Origin of the sequence: Sphingomonas endophytica (assembly GCF_014199415.1) — a bacterium.
Classification (GTDB): Bacteria; Pseudomonadota; Alphaproteobacteria; order Sphingomonadales; family Sphingomonadaceae; genus Sphingomonas; species Sphingomonas endophytica.
This window is the reverse complement of the sequence record NZ_JACIJN010000008.1, coordinates 1-17157: the sequence shown is the minus strand read 5'-3', so window position 1 is coordinate 17157 and position 17157 is coordinate 1. Positions and strand designations below refer to the sequence as shown.

General features: G+C 66.6%; 12 protein-coding genes. 5 read left to right on the top strand and 7 right to left on the bottom strand.

Going from position 1 to position 17157, the window contains the following annotated elements; all coding sequences use genetic code 11:
- Nucleotides 1-69: 69 nt before the first annotated feature.
- Together FHS97_RS12205 and FHS97_RS12200 are read right to left on the bottom strand one after the other, a co-directional pair.
- Nucleotides 70-912, bottom strand: a complete 843-nt coding sequence (locus tag FHS97_RS12205) for a class I SAM-dependent methyltransferase (protein WP_184038047.1) — start codon at nucleotides 910-912, stop codon at nucleotides 70-72.
- Nucleotides 909-3089, bottom strand: a complete 2181-nt coding sequence (locus FHS97_RS12200) for a TonB-dependent receptor (protein ID WP_184038042.1) — start codon at nucleotides 3087-3089, stop codon at nucleotides 909-911. Before FHS97_RS12200 ends, FHS97_RS12205 begins: the two co-directional genes overlap by 4 nt.
- Before the next feature lie 63 nt (nucleotides 3090-3152).
- Between FHS97_RS12200 and FHS97_RS12195 the strand changes: the two genes are divergently transcribed.
- Nucleotides 3153-4055 (top strand): helix-turn-helix transcriptional regulator, encoded by a 903-nt coding sequence (locus tag FHS97_RS12195; protein WP_184038039.1) that lies wholly within the window; start codon nucleotides 3153-3155, stop codon nucleotides 4053-4055.
- Nucleotides 4056-4451: 396 nt separating this feature from the next.
- A complete protein-coding gene (locus FHS97_RS12190) occupies nucleotides 4452-4712 on the top strand; it encodes a GNAT family N-acetyltransferase (protein ID WP_425506312.1) in 261 nt (86 codons plus the stop codon).
- A gap of 178 nt (nucleotides 4713-4890) precedes the next feature.
- Here FHS97_RS12190 and FHS97_RS12185 read toward each other — a convergent pair whose 3' ends face one another.
- The 3 genes from FHS97_RS12185 to FHS97_RS12175 all read right to left on the bottom strand — a co-directional run bounded on the left by FHS97_RS12185 (nucleotide 4891) and on the right by FHS97_RS12175 (nucleotide 7198).
- Nucleotides 4891-5178, bottom strand: a complete 288-nt coding sequence (locus tag FHS97_RS12185; protein WP_184038036.1) for a hypothetical protein — start codon at nucleotides 5176-5178, stop codon at nucleotides 4891-4893.
- The gene (locus tag FHS97_RS12180) at nucleotides 5178-5525 is read right to left on the bottom strand and encodes a glycoside hydrolase family 78 protein (protein ID WP_184038033.1); all 348 of its coding nucleotides are present in this window, start codon (nucleotides 5523-5525) and stop codon (nucleotides 5178-5180) included. The genes FHS97_RS12185 and FHS97_RS12180 overlap by 1 nt, the downstream gene beginning before the upstream one ends.
- A gap of 572 nt (nucleotides 5526-6097) precedes the next feature.
- Nucleotides 6098-7198, bottom strand: a complete 1101-nt coding sequence (locus FHS97_RS12175) for a serine hydrolase (RefSeq protein WP_246346640.1) — start codon at nucleotides 7196-7198, stop codon at nucleotides 6098-6100.
- Nucleotides 7199-7559: 361 nt separating this feature from the next.
- Between FHS97_RS12175 and FHS97_RS12170 the strand changes: the two genes are divergently transcribed.
- Nucleotides 7560-9311: a chloride channel protein gene (locus FHS97_RS12170; RefSeq protein ID WP_184038477.1), complete on the top strand. Its 1752-nt coding sequence runs from the start codon at nucleotides 7560-7562 to the stop codon at nucleotides 9309-9311.
- Between the two features lie 74 nt (nucleotides 9312-9385).
- Here the strand turns inward: FHS97_RS12170 and FHS97_RS12165 are convergent, their stop codons facing one another.
- Nucleotides 9386-10417: a potassium channel family protein gene (locus tag FHS97_RS12165; protein WP_184038028.1), complete on the bottom strand. Its 1032-nt coding sequence runs from the start codon at nucleotides 10415-10417 to the stop codon at nucleotides 9386-9388.
- Nucleotides 10418-10563: 146 nt separating this feature from the next.
- Here FHS97_RS12165 and FHS97_RS12160 point away from each other — a divergent pair, with 146 nt between their 5' ends.
- Nucleotides 10564-10950, top strand: a complete 387-nt coding sequence (locus FHS97_RS12160) for a mechanosensitive ion channel family protein (RefSeq protein WP_184038025.1) — start codon at nucleotides 10564-10566, stop codon at nucleotides 10948-10950.
- Nucleotides 10951-10999: 49 nt separating this feature from the next.
- On the opposite strand, the gene FHS97_RS12155 is transcribed toward FHS97_RS12160, so the two are convergent.
- Entirely contained in the window at nucleotides 11000-13363 is a 2364-nt protein-coding gene (locus FHS97_RS12155) for a membrane-bound PQQ-dependent dehydrogenase, glucose/quinate/shikimate family (protein ID WP_184038022.1), read from the bottom strand.
- 565 nt (nucleotides 13364-13928) lie between these two features.
- Here FHS97_RS12155 and FHS97_RS12145 point away from each other — a divergent pair.
- A complete protein-coding gene (locus FHS97_RS12145; protein ID WP_246346639.1) occupies nucleotides 13929-17036 on the top strand; it encodes a TonB-dependent receptor in 3108 nt (1035 codons plus the stop codon).
- The last annotated feature ends 121 nt before the right edge of the window (nucleotides 17037-17157 follow it).

Below are 17157 nucleotides of genomic sequence, written 5' to 3'. Positions count from 1 at the left end.
GGAAAACCGAACCCACCGCGACGGGTGGGCGGCTTCCCCTGCCTTTTCTCACCGCATCATCGCTCGCCTCTACGGCGCGGCGGCTGTGAACAACGCGCAGCTATATACCGGCCGCCCGGTGATCAATCTGTACAGATTGCTGATGATATACGACATGGTCCCGGATCGGCCGGCGACATCATAGGCCGTGATCAGCGCAAGTCCTGGCGCGATCCGGGTCAGATCGGCCGGGCTCCTGACGCCCCACGAAAAGGAAGCGCTCGTCTTGCCGACGCTGGGATTGCGGCGTCCATGCCGCGCCATCAGCGGCGAGGCGAGGTCGAGCGCGAAGGTCAGCGGCGATGCGCGGCGTCGGGCCTCGTCCACCAGATCGCGGACCCACGCCTCTCCCCTGCCCGGATCGAGATACATGGAGACGCCTTCGGCCAGCACCAGAAGCGGCCTGCCTTGCTCCCAGTCCAATTGCTTCACCCATGCCGCCACCTCGGTGCCGTCACCGGCGAGATGGCGTACATTGGGCAGCGAAGGCACCAGCGCCTCACGCAAGGCGATGACCTCGGGAAAGTCGAGGTCGACCCACGTGATACCCGGCGGTGGTGCGATCCGGTTGGCGCGGGTGTCGAGCCCGGAACCGATCGAGACGACCAGACCCTGCGGACAATCCGCCACGAACTGCCGTGCGACGCCATCGAACCACAGCGAGCGGACGATCGATCCGCGCATACTGGCCCGGTCACCGGCGAAGCGGCCGGGGTCGAAGGCGAGCGCGTCGCCCACTGCCTGCGCCGCCGGATCGACGAAGCCCAAATCGGGATTGTCCCGCGTCGCCACCAGCCGCGCGGCGAGCGTGATCAACAGGGTCTCCGGCACGCCGGAAAGTTGCGGGGAGAGTTGCGCGGTGATCGCGGTCATAGCTTCCACCCCAATTCGACGCCCGCCTGTCGCCCACGTCCGACCGGCGCATACCAATTGCCGTCGTTGCCGAACGCAAGGTTGCGGAAGGCGAGCCCGGAGGCGCGGCGCACATCGGTGAGGTTCTCGACAAAGGCGCGCGCCGACCAGCGCGGTCCTTCATAGCCCGCCTGCAATCCAACCGTCTGCGTCGCGCCCTGCACCGCCTGCCCGAGGCTTTCGAGCGACTCCTTGCCGGTCAGCGATACGTCGCCGCGCACGAACAGGCCGCCGGGCAGCTGGTAGCGCGCGGCGAGATAGCCATCATAGGCGGGCACCAGCTTGACGCGCCGCCCGCGCACGTTGGTGGTGGCATTGACCTGAAGGTTGCGGTAGCGCGCGTCCGAATAGCCGAGATTGGCGGTCAGCGTCAGCCCGCGCACCGGATCGGCCGCGGCTTCCAACTCAAAGCCCTTGCTCTCGATCGAGGCGTTCGCGCCGATATAGTCCGACGAGATGATCCGGCCATTGGCGTCGGCGGCGACCTGGATCTCCTGCCAATTGTTCGATCGGATATAGAAGCCCGCGCCCGTCAGCCGCAGCTTGCCGTCCGCTGAGCGCCATTTGAACCCGCCCTCGCGGCTCCACATCGTCTCCGACGCGAAGCGCAGGATATCATCGGGCAGATCGGCCTGCGCCGCCGTCAGGTTGAAGCCGCCGGGAATATAGCCCTTCGCCGCATTGGCGTAGAAGGTGAGCTGCGGCGACGCCTTGTAGCGGATCGAGAAGCGCGGCAGCACCGCACCGAAGTCGCCGCCCAGTTCGGCGTCGCGATAGACGAACAGGCTGCCGCCACCCAGGTCGAGTTGCCCCGCGCTCTGCCTGGCGGTGCGACGGGCGTGATCGTAGCGGATGCCGGCGCCCAGCGTCAGTTCGGGCAGGAATACAGGCGACCAATTGGCCGAGCCGAACACGCCCCAGTCGCGGGCGTGCGCATATTGGTTCGGCGCGGGTCGATAGCTGGCGAGCGTGCCCGCCCCCACGAAGGTCGCGAGGAAGCGGTCGTGGTCCTCGCGATAATGGGTGACGCCGAGAATATAGTTGAACGGTTCGCTCGCGGGCGAGGCGAAGCGCAGCTCGGCGTTATAGAAATCGCGCTTCTTGGCGTCCCGACCGGCGACGGTCGGCAGCGCGGTGAAGTCGAAGTCCAGCCCCTTGGCATCGCTTTGGAAGTGACGATAGGATAGCGTCAGATCGATCGTGCCATAGCCCGGATCATAACTGGCGGACAGGCCGGACACGATCTCGCGCTGGTCGGTCAGCTTTGGGGCATCCTCCAGATAATCGAACCGCCCGATCCGCCGTCCGCCGTTGAAGCTGTCGGCATAGCTGCGGTTGTAGAGGTCGATATCGCGCGGGACATATTGCTGGTCGAAGATGCCCGGCGCATGTTTGTCGAGGATGTACGCGGTGCCGTTGACAGTCAGCGCCTCGACGGGATGCCAGCGCAGGCGGCCCTGCAGGAACAGCTCGCGGAGCGCGCCGCCGGGCCGGCCGGGCTGGCGGTTGGGCAGGAAGCTGTCGCCCTGCGCCGCTTTCCACGCCACCGACCCCGCCAGCCCCTCGCCGAGCGGGCCGCCGAGAAAGCCGTCCACCGCGCCGTTGATCCCGCCGCGATAGGTAGTGCCCGTGCCGCGCGCCTCCGCCACCACATGGTCGGTCGGCGCGCGCGTGTTGATGACGATCAGGCCGGATTCGCTGTTCGCGCCATAGAGCGTCGCCTGCGGCCCGCGCAGCACCTCGATCGATTCCACCTGGTTCAGCACGGCGTTGGACAGCTCGCGAAACGGGATGCCGTCGATATAGACCGCCGCGCGGTTGACGATGAACGGGTTGGATTCGATCCCGCGGATCGAGATGAAGGTGCTGCCGAGCTGACCGCTCTCGTTGAACTGGACATTGGGCACGGCCGCGTCGAGCTGGCGGACGTCGCGGATGCGTGCCTCGTCCAGCGTCTTGCGGTCGAGGACCGTTACCGACACGTCTGTATCCTGCAGCTTCGTATCCCGGCGCGTGCCGGTGACGACGATATCGGTCGACGGCTCCGAAGCAGATGGCGCTTCCTGGGCCTGAGCGGCCACCGCCAGCGAACAGGTGATGGCAAATAGCGAGGCGGCGCGAAGTGACAGAAAACGCATGATCCCCCATCGGCGCTGGGCAGCGCGGCTTTATTGCGAGTTACTCGCATGGTATAAGGTCTCATGCTCGTCACGCAGCTCCAATCCGCGACCGACCGCTCCGATCCGGGATTTATCGCTGCCGCACTAGCCGAACAGGCTGTGATCGCACGGCATGTCGGCTCCGGCGGCGCGACCCATCGGTTGCAGAGCCAGAGCGGTCTGCTCGTTCATGCCCGCTATTCCGGGTTCGAAGGGCCGATCGAAAATGGTCCGCATCTCCGGATCGGGCTTTGCGTCGGCGCGGGAACCCGACTGGTGCAAAGGGCCGGCACGACGCGACTGGAGGGTGTGTGGCGTCGCGGCACCCTGACGATCACGCCACCGGATTGCCAGGGCCATGCCGCCTGTGGCGCCGCCGAGATGATCGGTCTCGCGATCGTGCCGAACACCGCGATCCTGGCGACGGCGATCGAGATCGATCGACTTCATGACCTGGCAAGCCGGTTCCATGACGACGCGCTGATCGTCTCGGTGCTGACCGCCTTGCATCACGAGGCGGATGCGCACGGCACCGAGACCGCCTTTTTCGAACACGGCATCGCGCTGGTACTGAACCGACTGAACGCGCTCCACGGTACGCTGCCCGCTCGACCGACCATCCGCCCCTTATCGCAGGCCCGATATGATCGGCTGGTCGAACAGGTCCGGGGGCGGCTCGGTGACGATCTGTCGGTTGCCGAACTCGCAGCGGCGGCGGGTATGGATCCGAGCGGTTTCTCCCGCGCGCTTGGTGCGCGCACCGGCCTTGCACCTTTCGCCTGGCTGACCCGGTGCCGCATGGAAGAAGCGGCCCGGCTGCTCGCTGCCGGTCTGCCGGTGACGCAGGTGGCGAGCAGGGTTGGCTATGCCAATGCCAGCAAGTTCGCCGCCTCCTTCCGCCGCTCGCACGGGATCGTACCGTCGCGGTGGCGGGCGGATGCATGACGAAGCTGGCGGCTGCCCCCGAGATCGGGTGCGTCACCGCTTTGCCCGATGATGCGCGGCGCGCTTCTTCGGCCAGATCGAGGCGCGTGACGCTGAGGATCACGATCGTCACACCGGTTATCGAGACGACGATGCGATAGGCCATGGTGATCGTAGGCGTAGAATGTCGCGACTGACGTCGAATTACGGTTGCAGCGCATTGAGCACCTGTCGAGGCTTGTTGATGTGAAAGCCGGTGAGCGTCACCAGTGTCGCCGCGTCGGGCGGCCTTTTCACCCCCGCCTATCGGCAGGAAGCTCTCGGTATAGATGAAAAAGGGCGATCGCTGCACACCAGTCCCTGCTCTATGCCGAGAGCCACGGCTGGGGCTGCGAACTGGAGACGATCGAGAACGAGGTGACGGCGGCGTTCCTGCGCGACTTGAATCCGAACCGCGAGCAATGCTGGGTTGCCGAGATCGACGGTGTCATGGCGGGGGCGGTGTTCGTCACCGACGAAGGCGAGGATGTCGCGCGGCTGCGGCTCCTGCATGTCGAACACGTCGCCCGCCGCCCGGAGATCGGCGATGCACTGATCGCCCGCTGCGTCAGCTTCGCACAGGAGGCGGGATATTGGCGCTCGACCTATGAACGCTCAGCTTTTCGCGGATCACCCTGATCTACGATAAATATGAACAATGATGTTGCGAAGAAGTGATGTTAAGAAGCGCGCTTCTGCGCCTCAGTCCGGCATTTCTACGGTTACGTTGAGCTTTCCCGCGTTCCTGGAAAATACCGTATCATTGAATCCGAGGGACAAGGCTGCGGCGTTTTCGGGCAAGGAAACACGAACGCCGTCACCAACTACGAATGGCCACCCTATTACCACGCCCTTGTCGTCGACGAACGCCGCCACCAGAGCATGACGCTGCGCGGGATAGAGGATTTTCGGCGTATAGAAACTGGGGTATCGCGCCTTTTTTGTACAGGATATCGTCAACCGCCTTGCCGTCGACTCCCGCCGGCGGCACGCCCGTCTTGTCGAGGGTGTCGGTGGTGCCGCTCGCGTAAATAGCGATGCGCCCGCCGCCCAGATCGAGGGGCAGGACCGCCGGCGGATGCTCGTCGCCCTTGCCATAAGGCATCAGCTTCTTGTTGGCGGCGGTCCAGGCGTGACCAGCGGACCCGCCAGCGCGACGCCGGTGGCGGCATCACCCGCCCTGCGGCCGGTGTCGTGATCCGGCCGACCGGCAAGCAGGCGACGCCGCGAGGTGGCGGCCTGAACCTGCCAGCCGGTCTGGAGGCCTTTCGCGTCGGCCGGAGCGACCCAGCTGAGCCGCACCGCTTCCGGCATGATGCCGGCGGGCTGCTGGCGCAGATCGACCAGCAGGCCGCCGGGCGCCGCGCCGTTCGACGCGGCCCGCCCTGAAGAGGCGAGCGGAAACGCGGCGGCACCGCCGGCGGCGGCGATCAGCTCGCGCCGGTTCAGCATGGCCGCCCGGGCATTGCCACTCCCCCCCTTCCGTTTCCCATTCTTTCCCACAACCCGTCATCATATGGAACAAGTTTGACGCAGCGCGACAGCAAGCGGCTGGGCCACGGGGCGGCTCCCTCAGGCACCTCGACGCGGTCGGAACGCTGTCCCGGCCTCAGTCGGAAGCGCGTTAGATTGCCCCGCGCATCGGTGAGGGCGAGAATGTTGGTCGTCATGCCGCCTTTGGCGCGAGCGATGGCCTGGCTCTGAGTCCCTTTTCTGCGCGCTGACCGCGACGGCGGACTTTCACGATCGTCGCATCGACCATGGTGAAGGGCGGAATGGCATCCGGGTCAGACCGGCTATCCTTACCGCCCGACGTTCCTCGCGATGTCGGATCGACCCGCCTCGGTTTGAGCCGACGACGCCTCCCTCGCGGGAGCACTGGCCGGGGTCTGCCCCGGAGCGGGCGTGCGATATCAGGGTTCGGCCTTTGCGGATGCCGCCAACACGTTGAAAGCTCCGACTTTCACGCTGGTCTACGCGTGGCTGCGCTACGACATCGGCAGGCTACGCCTCGCCCTGCAGCACTAGCGGCTGGCCTGGGCGATCACGGCCCGCGTCACGTCACCCATCAGGCGCATCCGCACCGTTATCGGCTGGCGGGTGCGTGCGATCATCACGGCGAGCGCATAACGGTGCCCGTCCGGCGAAACGAGCAATCCGACGTCATTATAGCCGGTCGACACCTTGCCGAGGTCCTGCCCCGTGCCGGTCTTGTGCGCGAGCGTCCATCCGGGGCGCAGGCCGGACTTGAGGCGCAACGGGCCGGTCTTGCTGGATCGCATCAGCGTCAGCAGCGACGCGGTCGATGGCGGGCCCAACAATTTGCGCTGTGCCAGCAACGATAGTCCGAGCGTCACGCCATTTGCGGACGCACCGTCCATCGGGGCCGCGACGTAGCGACGCAGCGCCTTGTCGCGCGCTTCATAGGTCATGGCGGCGCGCGCCTGCAGGAAGCCCCACCCGCCAGCCCACTCGGGCCGCCACTCCAGCCCGGCGGTACGGGCCTGCAACTGCCGCTCGCCGGGACCGAAACGGACACCGTCGATCCCCTTGTCGCTCAGCATGCGATTGATGGCGGCAGGACCGCCGACGCGCCAGAGGAGGACGTCGTTGGCCGTGTTGTCGCTGCGCGTCATGGCACCATGCAGCAGATCTGCGATCGTGGTCTTGTAGCCCGTCTTGCCGACCAGCGCGCGGATCGGTTGGTGGAAGACGGTCAGATCGGCGCGTGTGACGGTCACCGGATCGGTAAGCGACAGGCGCTTCCGATCGACCGCGTCCATGACCCCGATCGCGACCCACAATTTGCTGACGCTCTGCTGAGGGCGCGCGACGTCGCCTTCCCATGCGACCGCCCAGCCTTCGTCGATGTCGCGAACGCTGATGCCCACCTGACCATCGAAGCCCGCGCCCAATGCCTGCACGGTGTTGAGCAGGCCGGCGGATGGCTGCGGCGGCAGTTGCGGCCGTGCGAGCGTTGGCGCCGGTCGGGCGGGCGGAGTCGTCTGCACGGTGATCGGGACGGCCGCAGGTGGCGGGGGCTTTCGACCAGCCGGAACGCAGCCGGCAACAACGGACAGTCCAGCGACGATGGCAAGGCGACGGTTCAGCGGGTTAAATGGCAATGAGTCTTCCCTTTTCGGGTCTTGTAACGGCCTCGCCGCGGAGCGGAACGGAAGCACGCTGACTTTGACGCGCAGCAGACCCGGCCTGCCGCAGCGACAGGTACGGATGCTCTGCGAAGCCCGGCCGACCAAGACGATAGCCCAGCCACAAGCTTGGCCCTAACGGGCATCATGCGCCTGCCCCGCTCCCGACTCCTTGCACCGTTGCTCATGATCGGCTTGACGGCTGCGACGTGGGCGGGTTCGGTCGCGCGCTGGACGATCGGTGGGGCTGGCGCCCTGGTCTCACGCGCGACGCACCTTTACGATGTCGATGAAGGCGCGGCCTGACATGCGGCCTGATCTGCGGGATGACGGTGGCATGACGCTGGACGTCACAGCATTCCGACTGGCGGCGGCATGGTTGCGCCGAAGAGTCCGGGGCAGCGAGGCGTTGCTGATCCTCCTCGCGGTGGTGATCGGCGGGGCGGCCGGTCTGCTGAGCGTGGTGCAAGGCGCGATCGCCCGGACCATACAGCACCTGCTCTTCGCGCTGCCAAGCGGACAGCGGTTGAGCGCGACGCCGGCGATCCCGTTGCCGGCGCTGCTGGCCTTGCCGGTGGGTGGGGTCATCCTCGCCCTCTTCTCGCACGCCGCGAAGGCGCGCGCCCGGAAGATGGTCGATGCAGTCGAGGCCAACGCCCTGCATGGCGGCCGCATGTCGTGGAGCGACAGTCTCGTCATCTCCGGCCAGACGATTATCTCCAATGGCTTCGGCGCGTCGGTCGGGCTGGAAGCCGCCTATGCCCAGCTTGGCGGGCTCGTTGCGTCGATCGCGGGCGGATGGTTCAAGCTGAGACGTGCCGATCTTCGCGTCCTCGTCGGGGCCGGTGCCGGCGCGGCGATCGCGGGTGCGTTCGGTGCGCCGCTGGCCGGCGCGTTCTACGCCTTCGAGATCGTCATCGGCGCCTATACACCCGCTGCGATCGCCCCCGTCGCGGCGGCGTCGCTATCCGGCGTGCTCGTGGCGCAGGCGTTCGGTGCGCAGCCGTATATCGTCCACGCGACCGTCGGCGAACAGGTGGAGACGCACCATTACCTGATCTATGCCGGCCTTGGCGCGGTCGCCGCGGTGATCGGCATCCTGCTGATGCGCGCCGTGGCCGAGATCGAGACAGTGAGCCGCCGCGTGCCGGTCCGCGCCGCGTTGCGCCCCGTTCTCGGAGGAATGCTGCTGGTTCCGCTGGCGTGGATGACGCCGCAGGTCCTTTCGGCGGGCCACGGCGCGCTCCACATCGATCTCGAATATGGCGTGCCGCTGACGATCCTGGCGGCGATCCTCGTTTTGAAAAGCGCGGCTTCGATCGTATCGCTCGCCTTCGGCTTTCGCGGCGGGCTCTTCTTCGCGTCGCTCTTCCTCGGCAGTCTCCTCGGTCAGCTGTATGCGGGCGGACTGGGCTGGTTTGCAGGGCATTCGCTGGTCGACCCCACCAATGCGGCGCTGGTGGGGATGGCGGCGCTCGCCGTCGCGGTGGTCGGGGGACCGATGACGATGGCGATGCTGGTGCTCGAAGCCACGCACGATTTCTCGCTGGCCGGCGCGACCATCGCCGCGGGGCTCGTGTCATCGACGATCGTGCGCGAGACGTTCGGCTATTCCTTCTCGACCTGGCGTCTTCATCTTCGCGGAGAGACGATCAAGAGCGCCCGTGACGTCGGCTGGGTCCGCACGCTGACCGCCGGACGGATGATGCGAAAGGTCGAGCGGGCGACGCCGGCCCGGATCACGATCGCCGAGTTTCGACGGCTCTTCCCGTTGGGATCGACGAGCCGCGTCGTGGTGATCGACGATCAGGATCGTTACGTCGGCATCGTGCAGACCGCCAGCGCCTTCGCCGAAGGCGCGTCGCCGTCAGACGCGGTCGGAACGCTGGCCATCCATCGGGAGCAGGTCCTGGAGCCCGACGCGGGCATCAAGGCGGTCATGACGGCGTTCGATGCGGCGGGGGCCGACGAAATGGCCATTGTCGCCGGTGACGGCAGGGTCCTCGGAATCCTGTCGGAATCCTATGTCCGACGACGCTATGCCGAGGAGCTGGACAAGTCCCAGCGCGCGATGTTCCGCGAAGATTGATGGCTGACCGTGACGCGAGGATGCCGAAGGCGTTCGTTTCGCGTGGCAGACGAAAAGCTCCGGCCGGGTACGGCTCAACGTTCGAACGGCACGACCTCGATGATGCGATCGCCCGGCTCCAGCGCCTGCACCTCGGACTGCCAGAAACCGTATCGCGTCCCGCCACGGTAGACCCGAAGTCCCATCCCGGTGGCGATCGCCGAAAGCGGCTTGCCGATCTCGTTCGCCACGACGGGACGTTCGTGGAGCGAAACCGCACCGTGGAGGCCCGCCAGATCCATCATGTAATCCGCGAGGTGCGGCCCGGTGGTCGATCCGGCGAGCAGCAATCCCGCGAAGCTGGCCGGATTGATGACGGTATTCGCTCCCGCCTGGGTCGCCAGCGCTTCATTGTCCTCCGACCGGATCACGACGCTGATCGGCAGATCGGGTGCCAGACGCCGCGCCGTCAGGACGATCAGGATCGAGGTATCGTCGCGCCCCGCCGCGACGATCATCGCGCTGGCGCGGGCAACCCGCACCGCCTCCAAAGTGGCGTTGCGGGTCGCATCCGCTGCCAGGACGACCGTGCCCTCGCACTCGGCGCGCTCGAGCGCATCGACCTGCGGATCGATCACGACGATCGCGTCGGCCGATCGCCCGCGCCGCTTCAGCTCGACCACCGCTTCGGTGCCGCTGGCGCCATGTCCCGCGACGATGACATGGCCGGACAGATCGCGTTGCAGCACCCGCATGCGCCATTTCTCCCACACCCGCTTGAACAGGAAATCATATGCCGTGCCGAGGAATATCAGCCAGACGAACAGCCACACCGGCGTCACCACGAAGGTGTCGAACAGCCGGGCGCGATCGGTCACCGGCACGATGTCGCCATAGCCGACCGTGGTGACGGTGATCATCGTGAAATAGATGACGTCGATGAGGCTGACCTGCCCGTCGCTATTGTCACGAAGGCCGCCGCGATCGAACCAGTGAACGGCGAGCGCAATCCCGATCAGCCCCAGCGCCAGCAGCACCCGCCACGACAGCGCCAACCAGACCGGCGTGCGGCTGCGCTTGCGAAGCAGCGGCAAGGACGAGACAGGTCGATCATCGCGCGGCGGCATAGCGATCGTTTTAGCGCCAATCATGAAATTGGACAGCCGCCGACGCTGTTGCCGGCCTGATCGATACCATTGCACGAGGTTGCGACGCTTCTCGCGACCATGGAGCCCCATCAGCCGGTCCCCGGCCCCGGGTTTGTCGTCGCGCGATGGGCCGCCCGCCCCGGAAGCCTGCGACGATCATCTCCAGCCTCGGCATCGGATCGGTCGCGATCGGCTTCGCCTCCAAGGACCTCCTCCAGAACCTGCCGGCGGGGATCCTCCCGCTCATCAACCGTCCGTATCGGTGGCGCGACCAGATTGTCGTCAAGGATTCCGAGGGCACGGTCGAGCACATCCAGAGCCGCGCGACCCTTATGAAAACCTGTGACGACAGGCGGGTCTTCGTCCCCAATTCCGACGTCCATACCTCGCCGGTCGTGGTCAACACCGCCGTCCCGGTCCGCCGCGATCAGTCCGACATCGGCATCGGCCATGGCGACAAGCCCGATCGCGCCACGACCGACTTTTCTCCGGAGACGGAGGTACGGGAATGAAAAAGGCGCGGATCGATGCGCGTCCGGCACATCGATCCGCGCGCGATCGTCACGTCTTCGGCAAGGCGAAGGCCAGCGTGTAATCGCCGTAGCGCGTGCCGAGCGCGCCATGGCCTCCGGCCGTGATGACGACATATTGTCGCCCGTCGCGCCCGCGATAGGTCATCGGCGTCGCCTGCGCGCCGGCCGGCAGGCGGGCCTTCCAGACGACCGCTCCGGTATTGAGGTCGAAGGCGCGCAGATACTGGTCGGTGGTGGCGCCGATAAAGGCCAGCCCGCCGGCGGTGATGATCGACCCGCCGAGATTGGGCACGCCGGTCTTGATCGGTACACCCAGATGGGAGCCGAAAAGCCCGGTATCGCGCGCGGTGCCGAGCACCTTCTTCCAGAGCACGCGCCGCGTGCCGAGATCGACCGCGGTCAGGTGCCCCCACGGCGGCGCCACGCAGGGAGCGCCGAAGATCCCGACCCATGCCTTGACCACCGCGACATAGGGCGTGTTGTACTGCGTCTGGAGCTGCGCCTGCATGGCGTTCTCCCCGCCTTGCTTCTGCTTCATGAGCGCCGCGACCCGCGGATCGTCGCGGCGCATCAGCCACAGCTTGAACGGCATTTCCATGGTGTTGACGGTCATGACGCCGCGGACCGGATCGACCGCGGCGCCGCCCCAATCGGTCACGCCGTCGAACGCGGGATGGCCGATGATCGGCTTCAGCCCCATCGGCTGGTAGATGCCGGTGCCCCCGGCGCGGCGGATGTCGATACGGCAGAACAACTGGTCGATCGGCGTCGCCCCCCACGTGGCGACCTCGGTCGGCGCGGGCGGCGTGAAGCTCGGCATCCCGGTCGAAAAGGGCTGCGTCGGCGCGACGCGCACGCCGCGCGTGGCGCCGTCGGTCCGCACCGGCTTCTCGGTTATTGCCGCAAGTGGCGCACCGGTCAGGCGGTTCAGGAAGAACACCTGCCCCATCTTGGTCGTCTGGATCAGCGCGGGGATGACCCGGCCGTCCGGCGCTCGATAGTCGAACAGCGACGGACCGATCGGCAAGTCCATGTCCCACATGTCGCGGTGGACGAGCTGCCGGGTCCAGCGCAATTTCCCGGTCGCGATCTCAAGCGCGACGATCGACGAGCCGAACCGGTCGTCGAACGGGCGACGATAGCCGATCCAATAGTCGGGCGATGCGTTGCCGGTGCCGAGATAGACGAGGCCGTTGGCGGCATCGGCGGTGATCGCGCCCCAAACGTTGGGCGTGCCGCGTGTATAGGTCTGCCCCTCCGGCAGCGGCGCGATCGCATCCGGCGCGCGGCCGACGTCCCACGCCCAGACCGGCGCGCCCGACACCGGGTCATAGGCACGCACCACGCCCGAAGGAATGTCGCGGTTGACGTTGTCGATGATCCGTTCGCCGATGATCAGCCGACCGTTGACGACAATCGGCGGCGTCGTGCCGATCTGGTCGGACGGCTTCGACGTGCCCATGTTGGCGCGCAGGTCGATCGCGCCGCCCTTGGCGAAGCTCGGGCATGGCCGGCCTGTATCGGCATCGAGCGCTACCAGCCGCGCGTTGAAGGTCGGCGCGAAGATGCGGCGCGGGCATGGCGTGCCCGCCGGCGCCTCGAAATAGGTGACGCCGCGACAGACGAGGTAATTGTTGCCCTGGATCGGCGCGCGCTCATGCCAGCTCCACTTCGTCCTGCCGGTCGTCGCGTCGATCGCCTGCACAAAGGAATGCGGCGTGCAGGTGTAGAGCGTGTCGTCGATATGGATCGGCGTCGCTTCCGAGTGATATTCGCGCTTGTGCTCCTTCGTCTCGGCCGCGACCGGCAGATCGCCGGTCCGCTGCGTCCAGGCGAGCTTCAGCCGGCCGACGTTTTGCGGGGTGAGGTCGGCGAGCGCGGAATAGCGGCGCCCCGACAAGGTCCCGCCATAGTCGCGCCAGTCCGCATCCGCCTCTCCGGTCGGCGCGGCCGGGAGCGCCGCGCGCGCTGCGCCCTGCGCCTCGCCCCGCGCGCCGTGAAGGGCGACGCCGCCGACTCCGAGTGCGAGCAGGACCGCGACGGCGACCGGCGCGGCACGCGCGGGCGAGCGCCACGCGCGCGCCGACCATCCGCTCAGCAGCACCAGCCCCAGCAGAACGGTCGGCGCGACGAGGCGCGGGACGAGTTGCAGGCCGTCGAACCCGACCTCCCAGATCGCCCAGATCAGCGTGCCGGCCCAGATCGCGACGAACAGCCAGCGCCCGTGCCGGGGGGAACGCCCCAGCAGCGCGCCGCTGACCACCATCACGATCCCCGCGACCAGATAATAAGCCGAACCGCCCAGTGAGACGAGAACGCCGCCGGCGACCGCGAAGAAGCCGCCGAGGATGGCCACGCACCACGCGATCACCAGCCGGTAGAGCCGAGCCATTGCCGTTCCCTTTCGAATTGTTGCTCGCTCAACGCTCGGGGGAAGCGAAGTTTCAGGTCATCTGCCGCCGCGACGCTGATCGTGTCGGGCGGTCACACGGGCTTGATCGAGCTGGATCGACTCCGGACGGGGCGGCTGCTCGGCGTCGGTCGCGCGGCGGCCGTCCTCCCACGACCGGCGGCGAGGATCAGACGTCCGATCGCGTGCAGCAACGCGCTGCGTGCGCGGGCGATCGACGCGCCGGCCATGGCGCGGCTGGAACGGGCGGCGCTGTCCGAGGACGCCCCTGCGATGGGAGCGGCGATCCTGCCGTTCAGCCAATTCCTGCCGCCGAAACCCGGCGCGCTGTAAAAGGCGATCGGGTGAGTTCCGACCCGGGCGGCCGGCACGACGATGCCGCGTCAGCCCCTGCACGCTTTCAATTGACAATTTGCTTTAGATATTGGCAAGTCAGGAAGTCATTGCTGCTCAATCAGTGGGATACGCCGATGGCGATCCCGCGGCCGCGATCGACGAAGGGAAGAGCGGATCAATGAAATCCGCTCCCGTGAGGAGGGATGCAAAGATGGGAATCCACGTTGATCGCGTCCGGTCGTACGCGCCACGCCGCCGGCTGATGCCGCTGCTGCTGGCGGGAGCGAGCCTGGCTATCGCGGGTGTCGGCCCGGCACAGGCGCAGCAAACCAGCCCGTCCACCGCCGCCGGCGCGCAGGCAGAAGCGGCCGATCGGGGCCCGCAATCGGCGCAGGACGGCGCAGTATCCAGCGGCGCCGGTGGCACCGCTGCGCCGGCCGCGAACAGCGCGACCGGCAGCCCGGGGCAGATCGGCGCAGACGCCGACGCCGCCTCGACGGAGTCCGGCGACATCGTCGTGACGGGCTATCGCCGCTCGATCGAGCAGAGCCTGAACCAGAAGCGCGAGGCCAATGCGTTCGTCGACGTGATCACCGCCGAGGACGTCGGCAAGTTCCCGGACAAGAACGTCGCCGACTCGCTCCAGCGCGTTCCCGGCGTGATCATCGACCGCGACGGTGGCGAAGGCAGCCGCGTCAGCATTCGCGGCCTCAGTTCCGACCTGACGCTGACCGAGCTCAACGGTAACTTCATCGCCTCGGCGGACAGCGGCGATCCGTCGCGCTCGTTCAATTATCTGCTGCTGCCGTCGACGCTGATCGGCAGCGTCGAGGTGTTCAAGTCGCCCGAGGCGCGCCTCGACGAGGGCGGCGTCGGCGGCGTCATCATCAACCACACGCGCGTGCCGTTCGATCTCGAGCCGTGGTCGGGCACGATCTCGGCGGAAGGCACCTATGCCGATGTCACCAAGAAGACCGAACCGAATGTCTCGGGCCTGCTCTCGTGGCACAATGAGGAGAAGACGCTCGGCTTCCTCGTCGGCGCGACCTATCAGGTGCGGACCAACCGGTCGCTGAGCGCCAACGGCAGCAGCTGGCAATGGTGGACCGACGACAAGGGCGCACAGCCCGCCACCGACGTGAACGGCAAGGCCTTCGCCAACGATTCGGCGATCTCCTACTGGAACAGCGGTGACAACGGCGGCACGCAGACGCGCGACGGCACGCGCTACAGCGGCTATTGGGCGCCGCAATCCGTCAGCGAATCGATCCTCGACCAAAAGCGCAAGCGCCTCGGCATCCAGGCGACGATGCAGGCGAAGCCGTTCGACAATCTCGAGATCACCGCCAATTACTTCCGCTTTCAGCTCGACGGCAATTACACGAGCAGCACGATCAAGATCCCGGAATGGGGCTACGGCAACTTCTTCACCGACGCGACCTTCGACAAGAGCGGGACGGTCCTGACCGGCGCGACCTTCCAGGTGCCGCCCGAGGGCACGCTGTGCCGCGCCAACACCAATCCCTGTACGATGGAAACGCCGGCGCCGCAGGACACGCTGGCGCGCGAGAAGAGCGTGTCGAACACCTATGACGTCCATGCCAAGTGGAACGTCGACCACCTCAGCGTCGATGCGGTCTTCGGCAAGACGCGCGCCACCGGCGGGCCGTCGTTCCAGTTCTTCGCCCAGGCCAAGCCGCGCAACGGCACCGTCAACGGCAATATGCTGAGCGCGTGGAACTTCACCGATCAGTCGATCGCGATGAACTTTTCGCCCGACGTGATCCAGAACATGCTCAACGGCGTGGCGCAGATCGATCTTGGCTCGACCGGTTCCGGCTTCACCAACAGTTCGATCTCGCAGCGTTACGCGCAGGTCGACGTGAAGCGCGCCTTCGAGTCGCCGTTCCTCGACTCGATCCAGGTCGGCGCGAAGTGGCGCGACGGCCGGGTGCACCGCGAGACCGGCCGTTTCGAATGGTATTCGGACTCCGCCAACACGCTGCGCTTCCAGGACACGCCCGGCGGCGCGCTGGCGCTGCCCGAGGTCTTCTATCCCAACTCGCTCGGCAACATCGCCGGCGGATTTGAGACCAGCGCCTTCCCTGCGATCAACATCGGTAACTACATCAACTATCTGAACCGGACCTACACCGGCCCGGTGCGCGTGCCCGAGCCGCAGAACGTGTACAACATCCGCGAGCGGATCTGGGCGGGTTACGCGCAGGCGAACTTCAGGATGGAAACGGTCCGCGGCAACATCGGCCTGCGCGTCGTCAACACCAAGCAGGACGGCACCTCGACCGACGCCCTGTTCTACGAGAACGAATATTGCCAGAACGGACCCGGCGGCGCGTTCGATCCGAACAAGCCGATCGGCGAGGACGGCAATTGCTTCGTCATCCCCGAGGCGCAGCGGCAGCAGCGCGTGTTCAGCCCGAACCAGGAGGGCAAAAGCTACACCGACTTCCTCCCGAGCTTCAACATTTCGTGGGAAGCGACGCCCAACCTGCTGCTGCGTGCCGCGGCGTCGAAGGTGATCGCGCGCCCGGGTTACGGCGATCTCGCCGGCGCGCGCTCGCTCACCTTCAACTCGGATGCGTTCGTCTTCGACCGCGCCGAGTTCGGCGCGCTGCCAGGCTGGTTCGGCAGCGGCGGCAATTTCGCGCTCAAGCCGTTCAACGCCTGGCAGTATGACGCCGGCGTGGAATGGTACTTCCACCCCGGCTCGGTGGTGGGCTTCACGTTGTTCCGCAAGGACGTGAAGGACTTCATCGTACCGGTCGTGATCGATCTGCCGCAGGAGGTCGCGGGCGAGACGGTCACGGTGCAGCAATATGGCACCCAGGCGAACGGCTCCAAGGCGGTGTCGCAGGGCGTCGAGGTCTATGCGCAGCACACGCTCGACTTCGGGCTCGGCGCGCAGGTCAACTTCACCTACAACGACACGTCTCAAGCCGACGTCTCGTTGAACGGGACGAAGCTCGGCACCTCGCCGCTGGTCGGCAGCGCCAAGACGCAGGTCAACGCGTCGCTGTTCTACGAACGCGGCCCGCTGCTGGCGCGTGTCTCGTACAATCGCCGCGGCGAGGTGGTGCGCGGGCTATCCTCGGGTCTTAACATCTACGACGATCCGTACGAGCAGATCGACCTGAACGGTGCGATCGACGTGATGAAGAACGTCCAGATTACCGCCTCGGTGATCAATCTGACGAAGTCCGAGCAGCGCCAGCATCTCGGCAACGACACCAAGGACCGCTTCATCTCGAACGTCTATTCGGGACGCCGCTTCTATCTCGGCGCCGCCTTCAAGTTCTGATCATCGATACGTCTCAGGGAGAGTGAACATGCCAAGCGCGCGGCGCCGGGGCATCATCGCGGCGCTGTGCGCCTCTGCCACGATCCTCTCCCCCGCGGCGACGGTGGCGCAGGACGCGCCA